The sequence below is a fragment of the Nocardia mexicana NBRC 108244 genome (assembly GCF_001613165.1).
Lineage (GTDB): Bacteria > Actinomycetota > Actinomycetes > Mycobacteriales > Mycobacteriaceae > Nocardia > Nocardia mexicana.
On record NZ_BDBV01000045.1, the window covers coordinates 64,014 to 82,181 of the forward strand.

Genomic DNA, 18,168 nt, shown 5'->3' on the forward strand with positions numbered 1-18,168 from the left:
GTCTCGACGCTATGGCCGCCCGGCGGCCGCGACATCGAGCGGTCCCGACCAGCGGGACTTCCGGCTGACCTCCACGAATCCGGGACGGACTATTTCGAACAGGAACAAGGAGGCGCGGATGAAGTTCTCGATGATCTTCGAGGCTCAGATGACCGACCCGACGGCCGCGCACGAACGTCAGGTGCTGCACGACTGTGTCGAGCAGGCGGTGCTCGCCGACCGGATGGGGTTCGACACCGTCTGGGCGGTCGAGCACCACGGGTTGAAGTGGTACGCGCACATGAGCGCCCCGGAGATCTTCCTGACCTGGGTCGCGGCCCGCACCGAACGGATCCGCATCGGGCACGGCGTGGTGTGCATGCCGTTCAACTTCAATCATCCGGTGCGCGCGGCCGAGCGGGCCGCCATGCTCGACGTGCTCTCCGGTGGCCGCCTCGAGCTGGGCGCGGGCCGCGGCGCCACACCGGTCGAAACCTCCATGTGCGGAGTGGATCCCGACCGCACCTACCGCGAGGTCGAGGAGGCGCTGCGGCTGATCGGCACGGCCTGGCAGGACCCGGACGGCGAATTCTCCTACCACGGCGAGCTTTTGGATATCGATCCGCACGCGCTGCTGCCACGCCCGGTGCAGCTGCCGCACCCGCCGCTCTATATGGCGTGCACCAAGAAGGACACCCTGAAGCTGGCCGCCGACTACGGAATCGGCGCGCTGGTATTGGGTTTCGCCGGTGTGGAGGAGATCGCGGAGCTGCGTCGGATCTACGACGAGGCGATCGCCGCACGCACCGGCGCGCGTTTCGTCTCCACCGTCGTCAACGATCATTTCGCGGCGCTGTGCCCGACGATCGTGCTCGACGATCGAGACCGGGCGCAGCAGATCGGCGCGCGCGGGCAGCGCTTCTTCGCGCAGGCCATCAAGCACTACTACGGCGCGGGCCCGATGCCGGACGAGGCGGTGGATCCGGCGGTCGACGAACTGGCCGCGATCCGGGCGGCCGCCGATGAGCACGTCGCCTACCTGCACGAAGCCAAGATCCCGGTGAAATCCGGCGCCACCGCGATCTTCAATGCCGAGCACGCCTACGGCAGCCCGGAGAACGCCATCGCCTACGTCGAGCGGCTGCGGGCCGCCGGGGCCGACGAGATCCTGTGCCTGATCCAGATGGGCACCGTGCCGCAGGAAGCGTGCCTGGAGACCATCCGGCACTGGGGCGAGAAGGTCATCCCCCACTTCCGCAACAAGTAAGCGCCACACCATGATTGGACAGAGGAGTTACCAATGACCGACCTGACCGGCAAGGTCGCCATCATCACCGGCGCCGCACGCGGCCAGGGCGCCGCGGAGGCACGGCTGTTCGTCGCACGAGGCGCTCAGGTGGTGCTCACCGACGTGCTCGAGCCCGAGGGCAAGGAGCTCGCCGAATCCCTCGGCGAGACAGCGCGATTCGTGCGCCACGACGTAACTGCCGACGACGACTGGAACGCGGCGGTGTCGGTGGCGCTGTCGGAGTTCGGCCGGTTGGACGTGCTGGTCAACAATGCCGCCGTCTACACCGCGAAACCACTCACCGACACCACCCCCGAGGAGTTCGAGCGAATCCTGCGGGTGAACCTGGTGGGCGCGTTCCGCGGCATCCGCGCGGTGAGCGCGCCGATGGCCGACTCCGGCGGCGGCTCGATCGTCGATATCTCCTCCCAGGCCGGGCTCGAGGGGCTGATGGGCCACAGCGCTTACGGAGCATCAAAATGGGGGCTGCGCGGACTTACCAAGACCGCCGCACTCGAATTGGGCCCCAAGGGAATTCGGGTCAACTCCGTCCATCCGGGACCGATCGCGACGCCGATGGTCCCCTACCTCACCACCGGGCCGGGCAGCTTCCCGACACTGCCGCTGCAGCGCACGGGGCTACCCGCCGAGGTCGCCGACCTGGTCGCCTTCCTCGCCTCCGACGCATCGGCCTACATCACCGGCGCCGAGATCGCCATCGACGGCGGCCTGGCCGCGGGCAAGTTCATCCCACCGGACCTGCGGCAGTAGCAGCCGAAGACACTTGCAGGAGCGCCACAATGCCCATGACACCGCAGACCCGGGCCGTCGTGGACGCCGCAGCGGCGGCGTTTCCCCGGCTCGGCACCGAGGTGGTCGATGCCGCCGAGGCTCGACGCCTGCTGGCGGCCCGACCGGCGCCGCCGAGGGAACCGATTCTCGTTGCGGCGGTGGACAACCGGACCGTGCCCGGACCGGCGGGCGCACCGGCGGTTCCGGTGCGACTGTACCGGCCGCTCGACACCGTGGGTCCCCTGCCGATCGTGGTGTTCTGCCACGGTGGCGGTTTCGTCATCTGCAGCCTCGACAGCCACGACCGGTTCTGCCGGTCGATGGCCAATGCGACCGGCGCACTGGTGATTTCGGTGGACTACCGGCAGGCGCCGGAGCACCGGTTCCCGGCCGCCGCCGAGGACGCCTACGCCGCGCTGTGCTGGGCGGCCGAGCACGCGGAATCCCTCGGCGGCGATCCGGCCCGCATCGCGGTCGCCGGTGACAGCGCGGGCGGCAATCTCGCGACCGTCACGGCACTCATGTCCCGCGACCGGGGCGGCCCGGACATCGCCTTCCAACTGCTGATGTACGCGATGCTCGACCCCGCCTGTGACACCGACTCCTATCGGGACAACGCCGAGGGCTACTTCACCACCGCCGCGCACCTACGCTGGTTCTGGACCCAGTACCTGAACGGCGACCGCGACAACCCATACCTGAACCCGTTGCGCGCCAACGTATCCGGACTTCCACCCGCCCACATGGTCACCGCGGAGTTCGACCCGCTCCGAGACGAGGGCGAGGCCTACGGACAGCTCCTGCGGCGGGCCGGTGTCGAGGCGGACATCCACCGCTACGACGACACGTTCCACGGCTTCATGAGCATGGCCGACCACCTCCCCGCCGCCCGGCGCGCCAACACAACCGCCTTCGCGGCCCTGCGTTCCGCCCTGTCTGCGAATCCTCGCTGACGGACTACACGGTCCGCTGCGATTCCCGAATATCGTTGCGCCCGTTCGGCACCGACAGCATGTTGGTCCGAACGCCTGCTCTTGAATGATGAGAACGACCAGGGGGCTCGCGCGGGCCCGATATTCAGGTGCGCCGCGTATGTCCGATCCCTACCGTGGTTGACGAGAGTCACAAGAGAGGATCGAGACATGTTTCCCGTCGAGCTGTCCGGCACCCGGGCGCGGACGTTGATGTGGGCCCACGAGCACGAGGTCGACCCGGCCGCGCTGCAACAGCTGCGCGCCCTCGCGCGAATGGAATGGGTGCACGGCGTCCGCGTGATGCCGGACGTGCACGTCGGCAAGGGTGCCACGGTCGGCTCGGTCATCGCGATGCGCGACGCGGTCGCACCCGCCGCGGTGGGTGTCGACATCGGCTGCGGCATGGAGTCGGTGCGCACCTCGCTGACCGCCGCCGACCTGCCCGACAGCCTGCACTCGCTGCGGTCGCGGATCGAGGCTGCGGTGCCGGTGGGGTTCTCCGCGCACGAGGGTCCGGTCGATGTCACGCGGTTGCAGGCCGAGCTCGCCGGTCCGCGGGCCTCGCTGCGGACGGGCTGGGAACGGTTCTGGGGTGCGTTCGGCGATCTCGATTCCGGCGTGCAGTCGCGAGAGTCCAAGGCGCACAAGCAGATGGGCACCCTGGGAGGGGGCAATCACTTCGTCGAAGTCTGCCTGGACAGCGAGGATCACGTGTGGATCCTGCTGCACTCCGGTAGCCGCAATATCGGCAAGGAACTGGCCGAGCGGCACATGAAGGTGGCCCGGGCACTGCCGCACAACCGGAACCTGGTCGATCGCGATCTGGCCGTATTCCTTTCCCGCACATCGGAAATGGATGCCTACCGACGCGATCTGACCTGGGCGCAGGAGTACGCGGCCCGCAACCGGGCGGTCATGCTGGCCTTGGTGTGCAAGGCGGTACGCGACGAATTCGCCGCGCTACCCGTGCATTTCGAGCAGCCGATCTCGTGCCACCACAACTACGTGGCGGAGGAGGTCATCGACGGCGTGCCGATGCTGGTGACCCGCAAGGGAGCGGTCCGGGCCGGCGCCGGGGACCTGGCGCTGATCCCCGGGTCCATGGGCACCCGCTCATATGTGGTGCGCGGCAAGGGAAATCCGGCCTCGTTCCAGTCCGCCTCGCACGGGGCGGGGCGCCGGATGAGCCGCAATGCCGCCAAGAAGCAGTTCACGGTGGCCGACCTGGTGGCGCAGACCGAGGGCGTCGAATCCCGCAAGGACGCCGGTGTGATCGATGAGATCCCCGCCGCCTACAAGGATATCGACGAGGTCATCGCGGCCCAGCAGGACCTGGTGGAGGTCGTCGCGACACTGCGGCAGGTGCTGTGTGTGAAGGGGTGAGCCCCGCAGCGGCGAGTCTCGGTCGACATCGGGCACCCCGTCGTTCCGGCGAAAGCAGGGACGACGGGGCCGCCCGGCGGAACGGCGCACGTGAACGACGGGCGGCCTACTTTCGCCGCACCACCCCCACCAGCCCCGCACCCAGCAGCATGAACCCCGAAATGAGCGCGAACCCGTAGGTGACCCACGCGTGCAACGCGACCAGCAGCGCGTCGTTCACCCACGGCAGATCGGCGATGAGGCCGAAGGTCTCGTCCGGGTACAGGATGTGCAGCACGCCGGGGAGAATGCCCCACACCAGGCCCGCGACGGCGGTGCCGAGCGGCGAGTAGGCGGCGAGCACGACCACCAGCATCAGCAACAGCGAACCGCCCACGATCTCCAGGGCGGCCGTCCAGCGGTCGGTGACGGCGCCGACGATCACCCAGTAGCGGATGTCGGCACCGCCCTTGGCGGCGAATGCGATACCGATCGGCGTCAATACGAGCCCGAACAGCACACCTGCCAAGGTGCGACCCGCCCCGCCGCGGTTCTGGAACTGCGCCCCCGGCGGAGCCCAGCCCGCAGGTGACTCGAACTTGTTCGGCATCGCCCCGTCCTCCCTGCATACCCGCGGTGCCACGAGACGTCGTCGTCTCTGCACCGCCCATTGTCCTGCCTGAGTCGGAAATATGTCCGACCGGAGGCGGAAATCGCTCTCGGCGTGGCACTTCCTGCCGTCGTCGCTGGTTAGCATCGGGTATGAGTTCGACCGATGTGACCTCCGAACCGCCTGCCATCGCCGGAGTACGGCGCCGTTTCGTGACCGCGCGCGGCGTCCGGTTCCACGTGACCGAGGCCGGTCCGGCGGACGGGCGGCCGGTGGTCGTGCTGCACGGCTGGCCGCAGCATCACTACGCCTACCGGCACCTGCTCGCCGATCCGCCCGCCGGGCTGCGGATCATCGCCCCGGATCTGCCGGGCTACGGCTGGTCGGGCCCGCCGCCGCACCGCTGGGCGAAGGAGGATGTCGCCCAGGACGTGCTGGCGTTGCTGGACGAGCTGGGTGTGTCGCGGGCGCTGCTGGCGGGGCACGACTGGGGTGGCTACGTCGGCTTTCTGATGGTGCTGCGCGATCCCGGGCGCTTCGACGGCTACCTACCCCTCAATATCGCTCACCCCTGGAACACGGCGCGGACGATGGCACCGCACTTCTGGCGGTTCCTGCTGTATCAGCCGCTGGTGGCGGCCTTCGGGGTGCCGCTGCACCGCCGCACCCGCTTCATCGACCGGGTCTTCCGGCTGAGCGTCAGCGACGGCGGCGAGTTCACCCCCGAGGTGGTCCGCGCCTACAGCGACAGCTTCCGCAACCCCGTCGCCGCCCGCGCCGCCACCGACACCTACCGCACCTTCCTGCTGCGCGAGATCCCCGCGCAGCGCCGCCCCGAGCGCCGCCGCGCCACCCTGCCGATCCGCGCCCTGTTCGGTATCGACGACGGCGCCATCCACCGGTCCCTGGCCGCCGCCGACACCGCGATCGCCGACGACTACACGGTCGAATACGTCTCCGGCTGCGGGCATTTCATCCCGGAGGAACGTCCGGATCTGGTGCGCGCGCGGCTGCTGGAGCTGGCTGCGGCCACCGAGCGCCACAGCGCGTAGCGGCACCGGTGAATTTCGGCTGCCCGAGGCGTCTGGAGTGGTGAACTCGTCATATTCCGAGCGGAGGTCATCATGCAGAAGATCGTCACCAATCTCTGGTACGACACCGAGGCCGAGGAGGCCGCCACCTACTACTGTTCGCTGTTTCCGGATTCGAAGATCACCGACATCCAGTACTACTCCGAGGGTGGTCCCCGCCCGGCCGATCTGGCGATGGTGGTCGACTTCGAACTGGCGGGCCAGCGGTTCACGGCCATCAACGGCGGCGGCGACTACAACTACACCCACGCCATGTCGCTGCTGGTCAACTGCGACAGCCAGGACGAGGTCGACCGCCTCTGGGACGCGCTGCTCGCCGACGGCGGCCAGGAGGTCCAATGCGGCTGGCTCAACGACAAGTACGGCGTGCCGTGGCAGATCTGGCCCGCGGAGGCCAACGACCTGATGAAGGGCGACCCCGCCGCCGTCGAACGCGCCCTGCAGGCCATGTACACCATGAAGAAGATCGACCTCGCGGCCATGCGAAAGGCCTACGAGAACAGCTGACCGCCCCCGAAATCGCACCCCCGCACATGTTCCCGCACCTGTAGGAGACGCACCCAGCGCACACTCGCGCACCCAGGGAAGACGCACCCGCACACATTCCCGCACCCAGGGGAGACGCACCCGCACACATTCCCGCACCCGTTGCACCTCGTGCAGCGGGTGCGGGAACGAATACGGGGTGCGGGAGGCCGTACAGCCTCGCCCGTGTCGGTGGCGTCCGGCACGATGGAGCGCGTGACTACGACCGATCTGCGGGAATCCGCCGAGGGACTGCTGCATGAGCTGGCCGGGCCGCATGCGCGGCTGCGGGAGGACCAGTGGACGGCGATCGAGGCGCTGGTGGTGCACCGGCGCCGGGCGCTGGTGGTGCAGCGCACCGGGTGGGGCAAGTCGGCGGTGTACTTCATCGCCGCCAAACTGCTGCGCGCGGCCGGGCGCGGGCCCACGGTGATCGTGTCGCCGCTGCTGGCGCTGATGCGTAACCAGGTGGCTGCGGCACAGCGCGCCGGCGTGGTCGCGGAGACCATCAACTCCGGCAATGTCACCGACTGGGACGAGATCCACGCCCGGGTGGCCGCGGGCGAGGTCGACGTGCTGCTGGTGAGCCCGGAGCGGTTGAACAATCCGGACTTTCGCGATTCGGTGCTGCCGAAACTGGCCGCCGACGCCGGGCTGGTGGTGATCGACGAGGCGCACTGCGTCTCCGACTGGGGGCACGACTTCCGGCCCGACTACCGCCGCATCCGGACCCTGATCGCCGATCTCGGCAGCGATATCCCGGTGCTGGCCACGACGGCGACCGCGAACGACCGGGTGGTGACCGATGTCGCCACCCAGATCGGCGGCATCCGGGTCGGCGAAGCGAGTGACGACGAGCCGCGCGACGACACCGGCACGCTCGTGCTGCGCGGCACGCTGGACCGCGAATCGCTGCATCTGTCGGTAATCCGCATCGAGGACGCCGTACAGCGCACGGCCTGGCTGAGCAAGCACCTGCACGAGCTGCCCGGCTCCGGCATCATCTACACCCTCACCGTCGCGGCCGCGCACGACCTGGCCGACGTGCTCACCTCGCACGGGCACCGGGTCTCGGCCTACACCGGCCAGACCGACCCCGCCGAGCGGGAGGTGCTCGAGCAGGCATTGCTGGACAACGAGGTGAAGGCGCTGGTCGCCACGTCCGCGCTCGGCATGGGCTTCGACAAGCCGGATCTCGGATTCGTCGTGCACGTCGGCGCCCCGTCCTCCCCGATCGCCTACTACCAGCAGGTCGGCCGCGCCGGTCGCGGCACCGATCGGGCCGAGGTGCTGCTGCTGCCCGGCCCGGAGGACCGGCGGATCTGGAGCTATTTCGCCTCGGTGGCATTCCCCCGCGAGCACATAGTGCGCGCGGTGCTCGACGCGCTCGACCGCGAGCGCCCGCAGTCGACGGCCGCGCTGGAACCACTGGTGGAGCTCAATCGCTCCCGGCTGGAGATGGTGCTGAAGGTGCTCGACGTGGACGGTGCGGTCCGCCGGGTGCGCGGCGGCTGGGTCGCGACCGGCGAGCCGTGGGCCTACGACACCGAGCGCTACGAGCGCCTCGCGGCGGCGCGCGAGGCCGAACAGCAGGCGATGATCGACTACCAGGCGACCACCGGCTGCCGCATGAACTTCCTGCGCGGCCAGCTCGACGATCCGGGCCTGACCGACACAGCGTGCGGCCGGTGCGACAACTGCACGGGCACCCGCCACGACACCGCGGTCGACACCGGAGAGCTGGACGCCACCCGCGCCCGGCTGGACCGTCCGGGCATCGACCTGGCCCCGCGCAAACAGTGGCCGACCGGCATGGCCAAGCTCGGAGTCCCGTTGTCCGGCAAGATTTCCGACGGTGCGGAGACCGGCCGGGTGCTGGGGCGGCTCAGCGATCTCGGCTGGGGTCAACGCCTGCGCACCCTGCTCGACGGCCCCGACGGCCCGGTGCCCGACCAGGTCTTCGACGCGTGCATCGCCATTCTGCGCGAATGGAATTGGGCCGACCGCCCCACCTCGGTCATGGCCCTCGAGTCACCGGCGCGGCCCCGGCTGGCCGCCGACCTGGCCGCTCGGCTGGCGCACGTGGGCCGCCTGCGCGATCTCGGTACCCTGTCGTCGCGCCCCGACCGCCCACCGGTCTCGGCCGCCAACTCCGCCCACCGCGTCGCGGCCCTGTTCGATTCCTGGGAGGTCCCCGACCTCACCGGCCTCGACGGTCCCGTCCTCCTGGTCGACGCGCTCACCGACACCGGCTGGACCATGACCCTGGCCGCCCGCGCCCTGCGCCAGGCCGGGGCGCCTGCCGTACTGCCGTTCGCCCTGGCGACACCGAGCTGATCGTTCGCGTGCCGAAGCATGATCGAGTGGCTATCGTCGGACAGGTGGCCAGCAAGTCTGCGTCGCCCGCGATCGAATTGACCGTCGGCGAGCACACGGTTCGCGTGTCGAATCCGGATCGGGTGTATTTCCCCGAGACCGGGGCGACCAAGCTCGATCTGGTGCAGTACTACCTGAGCGTCGGCGACGGGATCGTCAACGCGCTGCGGGACCGGCCGTGCATGCTGCACAGGTTCCCCAAGGGCCTGCCGGGCGGCAAGGTGCATCAGAAGCGGGTGCCGGCGGGCGCGCCGGACTGGCTCCCGACGGTCCGCGTGTATTTCCCCCGCTACGGCCGCACCGCCGACGAACTGTGCGTGAGCCAGCTCGCCGACGTCATTTGGGCGGCGCAAATGTCGACCGTGGAGTTCCATCCGTGGAACTCGCGCCGGTTCGACACCGAGAAGCCCGACGAATGGCGGATCGACCTGGATCCGATGCCCGATTGCCCGTGGTCACGGGTGCAGCGCGTGGCGGGCGTCGTGCGGGAGGTGCTCGACGAGCTCGGAGCGGTCGGGTGGCCGAAGACCTCGGGCGGCAAGGGTTTACACGTCTACGTGCGCATCGCGCCGGAGTGGGGCTTCCAGGACGTGCGCCGCGCGGCCCTGGCCTTCGCCCGCGAGGTCGAGCGCCGGCTACCCGACGACGTGACCACCACCTGGTGGCGGCGCGATCGGGACCCGAAGCTGCTTTTCATCGACTACAACCAAAATGCCCGCGACCATACGATCGCCGCGGCGTACTCGGTGCGCGGCGTGCCCGAGGCCACCGTGTCGACCCCGGTGCGCTGGGACGAGATCCCCGATATCGAGCCGCGCGACTTCACCATGGCCACCGTGCCCGACCGCTACGCGAAGCTCGGCGACCTGCACGCCGGGATCGACGACGCGGTGTTCGAACTCGACTCCCTGCTGGAGTGGGCCGACCGTGACCAGGTGGAGGTCGACCTGGACGAGGACGCACCCGAGGAATGACGGCATCGGCCCAGGTAGCCGGGCTCGACCAGCGATCACGCCGATGCATCCGGTCGGCCGTCGACGTCTGCCGCCCTCAGAACGATCGGGGAACTTCCACCCGAAAGCAACCCGATACAGTGCACATGGCCCGGGACACCAGGCGTTCGAACCTGATCGCACAGCGGCACCCGGCCCGAACACCCGCTCGACCGCGAAGGAGATCGCTATGACGTCGGTACCGATTGCCCTCGGACCCGCACGGACCACCTTGCTCGAACAGGCGATAGCAGCGGGCGGCGGGACGGTCGCTGATCTGGACTCGGCCCGGGCGCTGGTCTGGGACGGCGAACCCGACGGATTCCCGGAGCGGCTGCCGGACGGCATCGAATGGGTGCAGCTGTTCTCCGCGGGCGTCGAGGAATGGTTCGACTCCGGTGTGTTCGAACGTCATCCCGGCGTCGTGTTCACCTCCGCCGCAGGCGCTTTCGCCAACAGCGTGGCCGAGCACGCCCTGATGCTGCTGTTGGCGGGTGTGCGGTATCTGCCCGAGCACATCCGGGCCCGCAGCTGGCGTCAGGCCGAATTCTTCCCGCACGTGGGCACGCTGCGCGGCGCCACGGTGACCATCGTGGGCGCGGGCGGCATCGGCCGCGAGCTCATCACCCTGCTGCATCCGTTCGGCGTGCGGGTGATCGCCGTGAACAGGTCCGGCACACCCGTTTCCGCGCCCGGAGTGGTGGAAACCGTTCCGGCGCACCGACTGTCGGAGGTGTGGCCGCGCACCGACCACGTCGTGGTGGCCGCGCCCGCCACCGCGGACACCCGCCATCTCGTCGGCAAGGCCGAACTCGCCCAGCTGAAACCGACGTCATGGGTGATCAATATCGCCCGGGGCAGCCTCGTCGACACCGACGCCCTCGTCCAGGCCCTGTGCGACGGCACCATCGGCGGTGCGGGCCTCGACGTCACCGACCCGGAGCCGCTCCCCGACGGCCACCCACTGTGGGATCTTCCGAATGCCATTGTCACCCCGCATGATTCGAATCCGCCGCACCTGCGCACCGCGGCCTTCGCCGACCACGTCACGGAGAACATCCGCCGCTTCGTCTCGGGCCACGACCTGATCGCCCGCATCGACATCGTCGCAGGGTACTGAGCGACGGCCGACCGCCCGGCGACCACCCGGTGCCGCGTCCAGGACGGCGAAACCGCGCTACCTCCCTTCCGCCACACCCCTCCGTCAGTCCGCACGCCCCCTCCGTCATTCCGGCACGCCCCCTCCACCATTCCGGCACACCCCCTCCATCATCCCGGCACACCCCCTCCGTCATTCCGGCACGCTTTTGGCCGAAATCCAGCCACACGGTGTGGATCCCGGCCAAAAGCACGCCGGGATGACGGGGGCGCGTTACGTCATGCCGGAGACGGCGCGCTGGTATCGACCGACGAGGGCGTGCACGGCCTCCACCAGTTCCGGCGAGTCCACTACCTCGAAATCGGCATCCAGCATGCCCAGGTAGAGGGCCAGCAGCTGCGGATTGTCCGAGCCGGGTTCGAAGGCACACCGGTCGTCGCCCAGTGGCTCGATCTCGGCCGGAATCGGCAGCCGCTCCCGCACGTGGGCCGCGGGTGCGTGCACCACCACGCGGGCGCGGAACTGCCATGTGGCCTCGCCGATTCCGCGCACGACGCGGGCGGAGATCTCGTCGTCGGGCGGTAGTTCGCGCGGCGTGAAGCGCGGCCCGGCCGGTGTGCGCGGCCGCATGCGATCGACCCGGAAGGTGCGCCAGTCGCCCCGCTCAGGATCCCAGGACACCAGGTACCACCGCTGCCGGTGATTGACCAGCCGATACGGTTCCACCGACCGGCGGGTCACCGCGCCCGCATACGTCCGATAGTCGAAGCGCAACTGCTCGTGGTCGCGGCACGCACCGGCCACCGTCGTCAGTACATCGGGGTCGACCTGCGGACCGCGAAACGGCACCGGCAGCGCGTGCTGGAACGCCCCCACGCGGTGGCGCAGCCGCGACGGCAGCAGCTGCTGCAGCTTGGTCAGCGCGCGCAGCGAGCTCTCCTCCATACCGGCGACGGAACCGCTTGCGGCCGTGCGCAATCCGATGACCACGGCGACCGCCTCCTCGTCATCGAGCAGCAGCGGCGGCAGCGCGCCGCCGACGCCGAGCCGATAGCCGCCGTCCACTCCCGGCCGGGCCTGCACCGGATAGCCGAGCTCACGCAACCGATCGATGTCCTTGCGGACGGTCCGGGTGGTGACGTGCAGCCGGTGCGCCAGTTCGGTGCCGGTCCAGTCGCGCCGCGCCTGCAGTAGCGACAGCAGTCGCAGCAGTCGCGCCGAGGTCTCCAACATGATTCAAATTTTATCCGGAAACTAGGAACGAACCGTTCCGCAATCCTTCGTATGGTTTCCCCAGTGATCACGACAGGGTTCGTGGTTCGATGCGACAGCCAGAACGGAGTCACCCTCATGAACAACGACATTCGGCCCTTCCGGATCGATATCCCCCAGTCCGAGCTCGAGTACCTGCGCGACCGGCTCACTCACGCGCGCTGGGCCGCCACCCTGCCGGGGGTGGGCGCCGAGCGTGGCATCACCGTGGACCACCTGCGCGACCTGGCGGAGTACTGGAGGAACGAATTCGATTGGCGCGCACAGGAAGCCCGGCTCAACTCCTTTCCCCAGTTCACCACCGAGATCGACGGCCAGCGCATCCACTTCCTGCACGTGCGTTCCGACCGTCCGGACGCCACGCCGCTGGTGCTCACCCACGGCTATCCGAGCTCGTTCGCCGAGTTCGCCGACCTGATCCCGCTGCTCACCGATCCGGCCGACGGCCCGGCGTTCCATGTCGTCGTCCCCTCGCTGCCCGGTTACACGCTGTCGACCCCGTTGAGCGACACCGGATGGACGATGTCGCGCACCGCCCGCGCCTGGGTCGAATTGATGCGCCGGCTCGGGTACGACCGGTACGGCGTGCACGGCGGCGACGTCGGGGCCGGTGTGTCGGGAGCCGTCGCCGGACTGGACGGTGAGCATGTGACCGGCGTGCACGTGGTGACCGATCCGATGACGGCCGCCGCCACCGCCACCTTCCTCCCCGGCATGGCCGACAGCCTCGACGCGAACGATCCGATCGACAAGCTGATCCTGACCCGCATGGAGGAATTCCGGCGCGACGACTCGGGATACCTGGCCATCCAGAACAGCCGCCCGCAGACCATCGGTTACGGCCTGGCCGATTCGCCGCTGCTGCAATTGGCCTGGGTCGCAGAGAAATTCGACGAATGGACCGCGCTGCCGATCGACCGCGACCGGTTGCTGCTCACCACGGTGAGCCTGTACTGGTTCACCGGTTCGGGTGTCGGCGCCGCCCACACCCTCTACGAGCAGGCGCATTCGTCGGACTGGGGCGCCCCGCCCACCGTGCCGCAGGGCTTCGCGGTGTTCGGCGCCGACGAGACCGTGCGCCGCGTGGCCCCCGCCCCCGCAGACGCGCACTGGACCGAATTCGACCACGCCCTGCACTTCCCGGCCATGGAAGCACCCACCGACCTGGCCCAGGACCTGCAAAAGTTCTTCGGCCCCTTGAAATAACGCGCGGGGCAAAAGATCCGGCGGTGCTCCCGGCGCGGGGCACAAGATCCGGCGGTGCTCCCGGCGCGGGGCACAAGATCCGGCGGCGCTCCCGGCGCGGGACAACGGACCGGCCTCGCTCTGTTCGAGCGAGGCCGGTTGGCGTGCCCGGTAGGCTCACGACGACAACTGCTATGCGATAGGCAGGTTCGTGATGAGCCCCGACCGGGAAACGGCTACCTTCGTGTTGATTCATGGCGGGGGCGGCAGTTCGTGGGACTGGCACCTTGTGGTCCCCGAACTGCGAGCGCGTGGACACGACGTTGTCGCCGTGGGTCTGCCGATCGAGGATCCGGCGAAGGGGGTGTCGGAGTACGCCGACTCGGTGATCGCCGATATCGGCGATCGCTCGAATGTCGTTGTGGTCGCGCATTCCTACGGCGCCCTGACCGCGGCGGTGGTGTGCTCGCGGATCGACACCGAGCTACTGGTCCTGGTGAGCGGAATGATCCCGGTGCCGGGCGAGGCGCCCGATGCCTGGTGGTCCGAGGCCGGATACGACGGCCGGGGCGTCGCGATGGACACCCCGGAGCAGATCGTCGATGTCTTCATGCACGATGTCCCGGCCGATCTGGCGGCCGAGGCACTGCGGCGCGAACGCAGCGACGCCGGAACCAAAGGCGGCGAACCGATCCCGCTCGAGGAATGGCCGAAGGTCCCGACGCGCTTCCTGCTCTGCCGCGACGATCGTTTCTTCCCACCGGAATTCATGCGGCCGCTGATCCGCGACCGGCTCGGCATCACCCCCGACGAGATCGAGGGCAGCCACGGCGTCATGCTCAGTCACCCCCGCCCCCTCGCCGAACGTCTACATCGCTACTGGACCGATCTTTAGAAATCCCCTGTCGCACAGCGGATTCTGCTCAACGTGCCAGAATCCAATTCGCCACGTCGGTGACGAGTTCGGGGTCGACGTGTCCCACCGCTTCGTAATCCGCCGGTGTGGATGGCCCGGTGCCGGGGCAGAGCATGTGGTTGAGGGCGTCGTAGATGCGGATCGTCACGTCCGGCCGGTCGGCGAGGCCCCGCTGCCAGCCGATCAGGTCGTCGGCCACGGTGATCTGGTAGTCGCGTCCGCCCTGCACGATGAACATCGGCTTGGCGACCTGCACCGCGGTCGCGACCGGATCGTAGGCACGCAGGTCCAGCCAGTAGGCCCCCGATGCCCCGAACGGCAACTCGGACGGTGGCGTCGTCACCGACAGCTCCGGGCTGTCGACGACCTTCGCCTGCTCGGTGAAGGTCGCCAGAAGCCGTGCCGCTTCCTCGTTTTCGGGATCCAGTGAGACGAGGTATCGCATCACCCGTACGCACGCCACGTGCATCGGCTGCGTGTCCCCGGCCATCACGACCAGACCGGCCACCGACGGAGCCGTCGCCGCGACGCGCGGGGCGAACTTGCCGCCCATGCTGTGCCCGACCACGAAAACCCGTGCGGTGTCCACTTTTTCGTGCCGTTGCAGCAGTTCGACGGCCGCCACCGCATGGGGCACGTACTCGTCGGTCGGAGTGAAGTCCGGCCGCCCGAAGACACCCTGATCCACGAAGGTCGCCTTGTCGAAGCGCAGCACGACGATCCCCCGGGCGGCCAGGCCCCAGGCAATATCCTTGAGCGTCTTGTTCGGGCCCGCCGTCTCGTCGCGATTGAACGGCCCGCCACCGGCCAGCAGCACCACGGCGGGGTGCGGGCCCGGCGTGCGCGGCACGGTCACCGTGCCCGGCACCGCGAACGGTCCGCCGTCGAGCGTCACGTCCCGTTCGTCGAAGGAGTCCGGATCCACGTATCCGGGCGGGCGCCATGCCTCGGACCCTGTGATCGGCTGTTCGATTCGTTCCATCACGCCCTCCCGGCGACACCCAACGTTCTCAACTTTGAGAAAGGTATCACGGATGCGAACATCACTGCATGGACGCGATCGAACTGCTGGCCCATCCGGTGCGGCTGCGCATCGTGCACGCGATGTCGAGCGGGCGGACGCGCACCACCGCCGAGTTGTGCGCCCGGCTGCCCGACGTCTCCAAGGCCACCGTGTACCGGCACGTGGAGCTGCTGGTCGCGGGCGGAATCCTGGAGGTGGCCGAGGAATACCGCGTGCGCGGCGCCGTGGAGCGCCGGTACCGGCTGCGCCGTGAGAACGCGGTGATCGATGCCGAGTCGGCCGCCGCTGCCAGGCCCGACCGGCACCGGCAGATCTTCGCGGTCGCCATGGCGACGCTTCTGGCCGAGTTCAACGCCTATCTCGACCGCGACGGCGCCGACCCGGCCGCCGATCTGGTCGGCTACCGCCAGTCCTCGGTGTGGCTGAGCCGCGACGAGCTCACCGCGCTCATCGCGGATCTGCGCTCGGTCATCGCGCCCCGGATGGCGAACCGATCCGCTCCCGGCCGCTCACAATATCTGCTGAGCCCGGTGCTGTTTCCGATCGGCGACGGCACGGACGACACCGAACCCGACGCGAACCCCTGACGGCACCCGCCGCGGTCACCGCGTCCCCGAATCCTTCGATGCTCGCTCGAAAAGCCGAGCAGCACAGGCGAATCCCAGCGCGGCCAGCGCGACGCACCACAGTACGGCGAACAGCCCGGCGGACCCCACGGGTGTGCCGGTGAGCAGGCCGCGGACGACACCGATCACCGGGGTCGCGGGCTGGTGTTCGGCAAAGCCGCGCAGCCAGCCGGGCATGGTCGCGACCGGGACGAAGGCGCTGCTGATGTAGGGGATGAACATGATGGCGTAGGTGAATCCGCCTGCCGCCTCCGGATTTCGGGCCAGCAGGCCGAGCGCGACGGCGATCCAGGTGACGGCATGAACCAGCAGCACGACCATGCCGAATACCGCGAGCCACGCGAAAAAACCTGCGCGGGGACGGAATCCGAGCATCAGCGCCACGAGGAACAGCACGCCGATCACCCCCAGATTGCGCACCACCCCCTCGCCGACATGCCCGGCCAGCAGCGCCTGGCGAAAGGCGGGCAGCGTCCGGAACCTGTCGATCGCCCCGCCGCGCACGTCCTGCGCGACCGTGGTGGCCGTGATCGAGGCCCCGAATCCCGTGCACAGCAGCACGATTCCCGGCACGACATACGCGATATAGGGCATGTCCACCTCGATCGCGCCGCCGAACACATACACGAACAGCAGCATGATCAGCACCGGCAGCAGCACCGAAATCAGCAGCGTATCCCGGCTGCGCACCGTCCGCCGCAGACACCGCCGCACCATCACCCAGCTGTCGGTGCACACCGTCACCGGGCGGCCGCCTCCACGATGTCGGCCGTGCGGGTCGTCGCGTCCGAGCTCGATTGCAGCCGGGCCGCAAGCTCTTTCACGCGCTGCCCGACCTCGGGCCGCAGAATGTGACGCACCCCCTCCGCGAGCCGCTCGCTGTCGAGCTTCCGGAAGCTCACGTGCGCGCCCACCCCGAGGCGTTCCACCTGTCCGCCCCACATCGGCTGATCGAACGACACCGAGCACACCATGGTCGGCAGCCCGGCGCGCAGGGTCTCGAAGGTGGTCCCGATGCCGCCGTGGTGGACGGCGGCGGCGCACAGCGGGAACACCAGGTCGTGGGCGAGCGGGCCCACCACCCGGATGCCGGGCCCGGTTTCGGCGTTCGCGGCGTCGAGATCGCTCCAACCGGCGCTGACCAGTGCGCGCAACCCCTGCCGATCGCACACCTCGCGCACCATCGCCAGCACGGCGTGGGTATCCCGGATCGGCATGCTGCCGAAGCCGAAATACACCGGCGGCGCGTCCTGCCGCAGCCACGAGACCAGGTCGCTGTGATCGGCCGCCAACTCCCCGATCGCCTCGCGCGCGGACCGCTCCAGCGGCAGGAAACCGACGAACGGCCGCCGCCGATCCCACTGCTCAGGCAGCCCGGGGACCAGCGCCGCATCGTAGATCTGCACCTCGGGTACGCCGTCGCGAGCCAGCTCGGCCGCGGTGCTCGCGGTGCTGCGCGGCAGCCGCAGTTCGGTGCGCAGGCGATTGAGGTAGCGCATGAACACCACGCGCCGCAGATTCTCCGCCAGCGCCCAGGTGGCCCGGTTCACCGCGGCGGGCGGGCGCCACCGCGGCGGCAGCGCACCGGGGAACGGATAGGCGGCGTTGCTGCGGCAGGGAAAGCCGTGCAGCGATACCATCGGCACCCCCATCGCCTCGGCGACCGCGTGCGCCCGATCCTCGGTGAGCATCGTGGCCACGATCAGGTCGGCGTCGGAGCACACCTCGATCACCTCGCGGTTCATCCGGTCGGCGTAGTCGGCCATCTGCTTGCCGACCAGCTGCATGAGCCGGAAGCTGCTGCCCGCGGCCAGCGCCCGCTGCCCCTGCTCCGAGGAATACAGCTGCTGTACGTCGGGCCCGCAGGTGTGCGCGTTCAGCCCGGCCCGGGTGGCGAAGTCGACGAGATTCGGCGGCGTGCCCAGCCGCACCTCGTGACCGCGTCGCCGCAGCTCCAGACCGAGCGCGACCGCTGGCTGCACGTCGCCCCGCGTACCGGTCAGGGGAATCGCCACTCTCATACGCTGTCCTCTCCGGTGCCGGCCCGGCCCCGCGTG

17 protein-coding genes are annotated in these 18,168 nt (G+C 69.3%); 12 read left to right on the forward strand and 5 right to left on the reverse strand.

Annotation, left to right across the window (positions count from 1 at the left end; translation table 11 throughout):
* Positions 1 to 118: 118 nt before the first annotated feature.
* The 4 genes from NM1_RS18220 to NM1_RS18235 all read left to right on the forward strand — a co-directional run bounded on the left by NM1_RS18220 (position 119) and on the right by NM1_RS18235 (position 4,416).
* Positions 119 to 1,246: an LLM class flavin-dependent oxidoreductase gene (locus NM1_RS18220; protein ID WP_068021060.1), complete on the forward strand. Its 1,128-nt coding sequence runs from the start codon at positions 119 to 121 to the stop codon at positions 1,244 to 1,246.
* Between the two features lie 33 nt (positions 1,247 to 1,279).
* Positions 1,280 to 2,038: a glucose 1-dehydrogenase gene (locus NM1_RS18225; RefSeq protein WP_068021062.1), complete on the forward strand. Its 759-nt coding sequence runs from the start codon at positions 1,280 to 1,282 to the stop codon at positions 2,036 to 2,038.
* Between the two features lie 29 nt (positions 2,039 to 2,067).
* Positions 2,068 to 3,012 (forward strand): LipP1 family hormone-sensitive lipase, encoded by a 945-nt coding sequence (gene lipP1 / locus NM1_RS18230; RefSeq protein WP_068021064.1) that lies wholly within the window; start codon positions 2,068 to 2,070, stop codon positions 3,010 to 3,012.
* 189 nt (positions 3,013 to 3,201) lie between these two features.
* Positions 3,202 to 4,416 carry an RtcB family protein gene (locus NM1_RS18235; RefSeq protein WP_068021066.1) on the forward strand — a complete coding sequence of 405 codons (1,215 nt, stop codon included), beginning with the start codon at positions 3,202 to 3,204 and terminating at the stop codon, positions 4,414 to 4,416.
* A 106-nt stretch (positions 4,417 to 4,522) separates the two neighbouring features.
* Here the strand turns inward: NM1_RS18235 and NM1_RS18240 are convergent, their stop codons facing one another.
* Complete coding sequence (locus tag NM1_RS18240; protein ID WP_068021068.1) at positions 4,523 to 5,005, reverse strand: hypothetical protein; 483 nt, start codon at positions 5,003 to 5,005, stop codon at positions 4,523 to 4,525.
* A 167-nt stretch (positions 5,006 to 5,172) separates the two neighbouring features.
* Between NM1_RS18240 and NM1_RS18245 the strand changes: the two genes are divergently transcribed.
* From NM1_RS18245 to NM1_RS18265, 5 genes are all read left to right on the forward strand, one after another.
* Positions 5,173 to 6,057, forward strand: a complete 885-nt coding sequence (locus NM1_RS18245) for an alpha/beta fold hydrolase (protein ID WP_068021229.1) — start codon at positions 5,173 to 5,175, stop codon at positions 6,055 to 6,057.
* Positions 6,058 to 6,129: 72 nt separating this feature from the next.
* A complete protein-coding gene (locus tag NM1_RS18250) occupies positions 6,130 to 6,603 on the forward strand; it encodes a VOC family protein (protein ID WP_068021070.1) in 474 nt (157 codons plus the stop codon).
* A gap of 225 nt (positions 6,604 to 6,828) precedes the next feature.
* A complete protein-coding gene (locus NM1_RS18255; RefSeq protein WP_068021231.1) occupies positions 6,829 to 8,958 on the forward strand; it encodes a RecQ family ATP-dependent DNA helicase in 2,130 nt (709 codons plus the stop codon).
* A gap of 44 nt (positions 8,959 to 9,002) precedes the next feature.
* On the forward strand, positions 9,003 to 9,971 hold the full coding sequence (ligD, locus tag NM1_RS18260) for a non-homologous end-joining DNA ligase (protein WP_068021233.1): 969 nt from the start codon (positions 9,003 to 9,005) through the stop codon (positions 9,969 to 9,971).
* Between the two features lie 208 nt (positions 9,972 to 10,179).
* On the forward strand, positions 10,180 to 11,109 hold the full coding sequence (locus NM1_RS18265) for a D-isomer specific 2-hydroxyacid dehydrogenase family protein (RefSeq protein ID WP_068021071.1): 930 nt from the start codon (positions 10,180 to 10,182) through the stop codon (positions 11,107 to 11,109).
* A gap of 252 nt (positions 11,110 to 11,361) precedes the next feature.
* On the opposite strand, the gene NM1_RS18270 is transcribed toward NM1_RS18265, so the two are convergent.
* A complete protein-coding gene (locus NM1_RS18270) occupies positions 11,362 to 12,321 on the reverse strand; it encodes a helix-turn-helix transcriptional regulator (RefSeq protein WP_068021074.1) in 960 nt (319 codons plus the stop codon).
* A gap of 117 nt (positions 12,322 to 12,438) precedes the next feature.
* Between NM1_RS18270 and NM1_RS18275 the strand changes: the two genes are divergently transcribed.
* The gene (locus NM1_RS18275) at positions 12,439 to 13,566 is read left to right on the forward strand and encodes an epoxide hydrolase family protein (RefSeq protein ID WP_068021077.1); all 1,128 of its coding nucleotides are present in this window, start codon (positions 12,439 to 12,441) and stop codon (positions 13,564 to 13,566) included.
* Between the two features lie 193 nt (positions 13,567 to 13,759).
* A complete protein-coding gene (locus NM1_RS18280; protein WP_068021079.1) occupies positions 13,760 to 14,440 on the forward strand; it encodes an alpha/beta hydrolase in 681 nt (226 codons plus the stop codon).
* A gap of 28 nt (positions 14,441 to 14,468) precedes the next feature.
* Here NM1_RS18280 and NM1_RS18285 read toward each other — a convergent pair whose 3' ends face one another.
* Positions 14,469 to 15,443, reverse strand: coding sequence for an alpha/beta hydrolase family protein (locus NM1_RS18285; RefSeq protein ID WP_068021081.1), 975 nt, complete (start codon positions 15,441 to 15,443; stop codon positions 14,469 to 14,471).
* Between the two features lie 68 nt (positions 15,444 to 15,511).
* On the opposite strand from NM1_RS18285, the gene NM1_RS18290 reads away from it, so the two are divergent.
* The gene (locus NM1_RS18290) at positions 15,512 to 16,072 is read left to right on the forward strand and encodes a helix-turn-helix domain-containing protein (protein WP_068021082.1); all 561 of its coding nucleotides are present in this window, start codon (positions 15,512 to 15,514) and stop codon (positions 16,070 to 16,072) included.
* 15 nt (positions 16,073 to 16,087) lie between these two features.
* Here NM1_RS18290 and NM1_RS18295 read toward each other — a convergent pair whose 3' ends face one another.
* Positions 16,088 to 16,855 (reverse strand): ABC transporter permease, encoded by a 768-nt coding sequence (locus NM1_RS18295; protein ID WP_484203090.1) that lies wholly within the window; start codon positions 16,853 to 16,855, stop codon positions 16,088 to 16,090.
* Complete coding sequence (locus NM1_RS18300) at positions 16,852 to 18,132, reverse strand: glycosyltransferase (RefSeq protein ID WP_068021084.1); 1,281 nt, start codon at positions 18,130 to 18,132, stop codon at positions 16,852 to 16,854. The genes NM1_RS18295 and NM1_RS18300 overlap by 4 nt, the downstream gene beginning before the upstream one ends.
* Between the last annotated feature and the right edge of the window lie 36 nt (positions 18,133 to 18,168).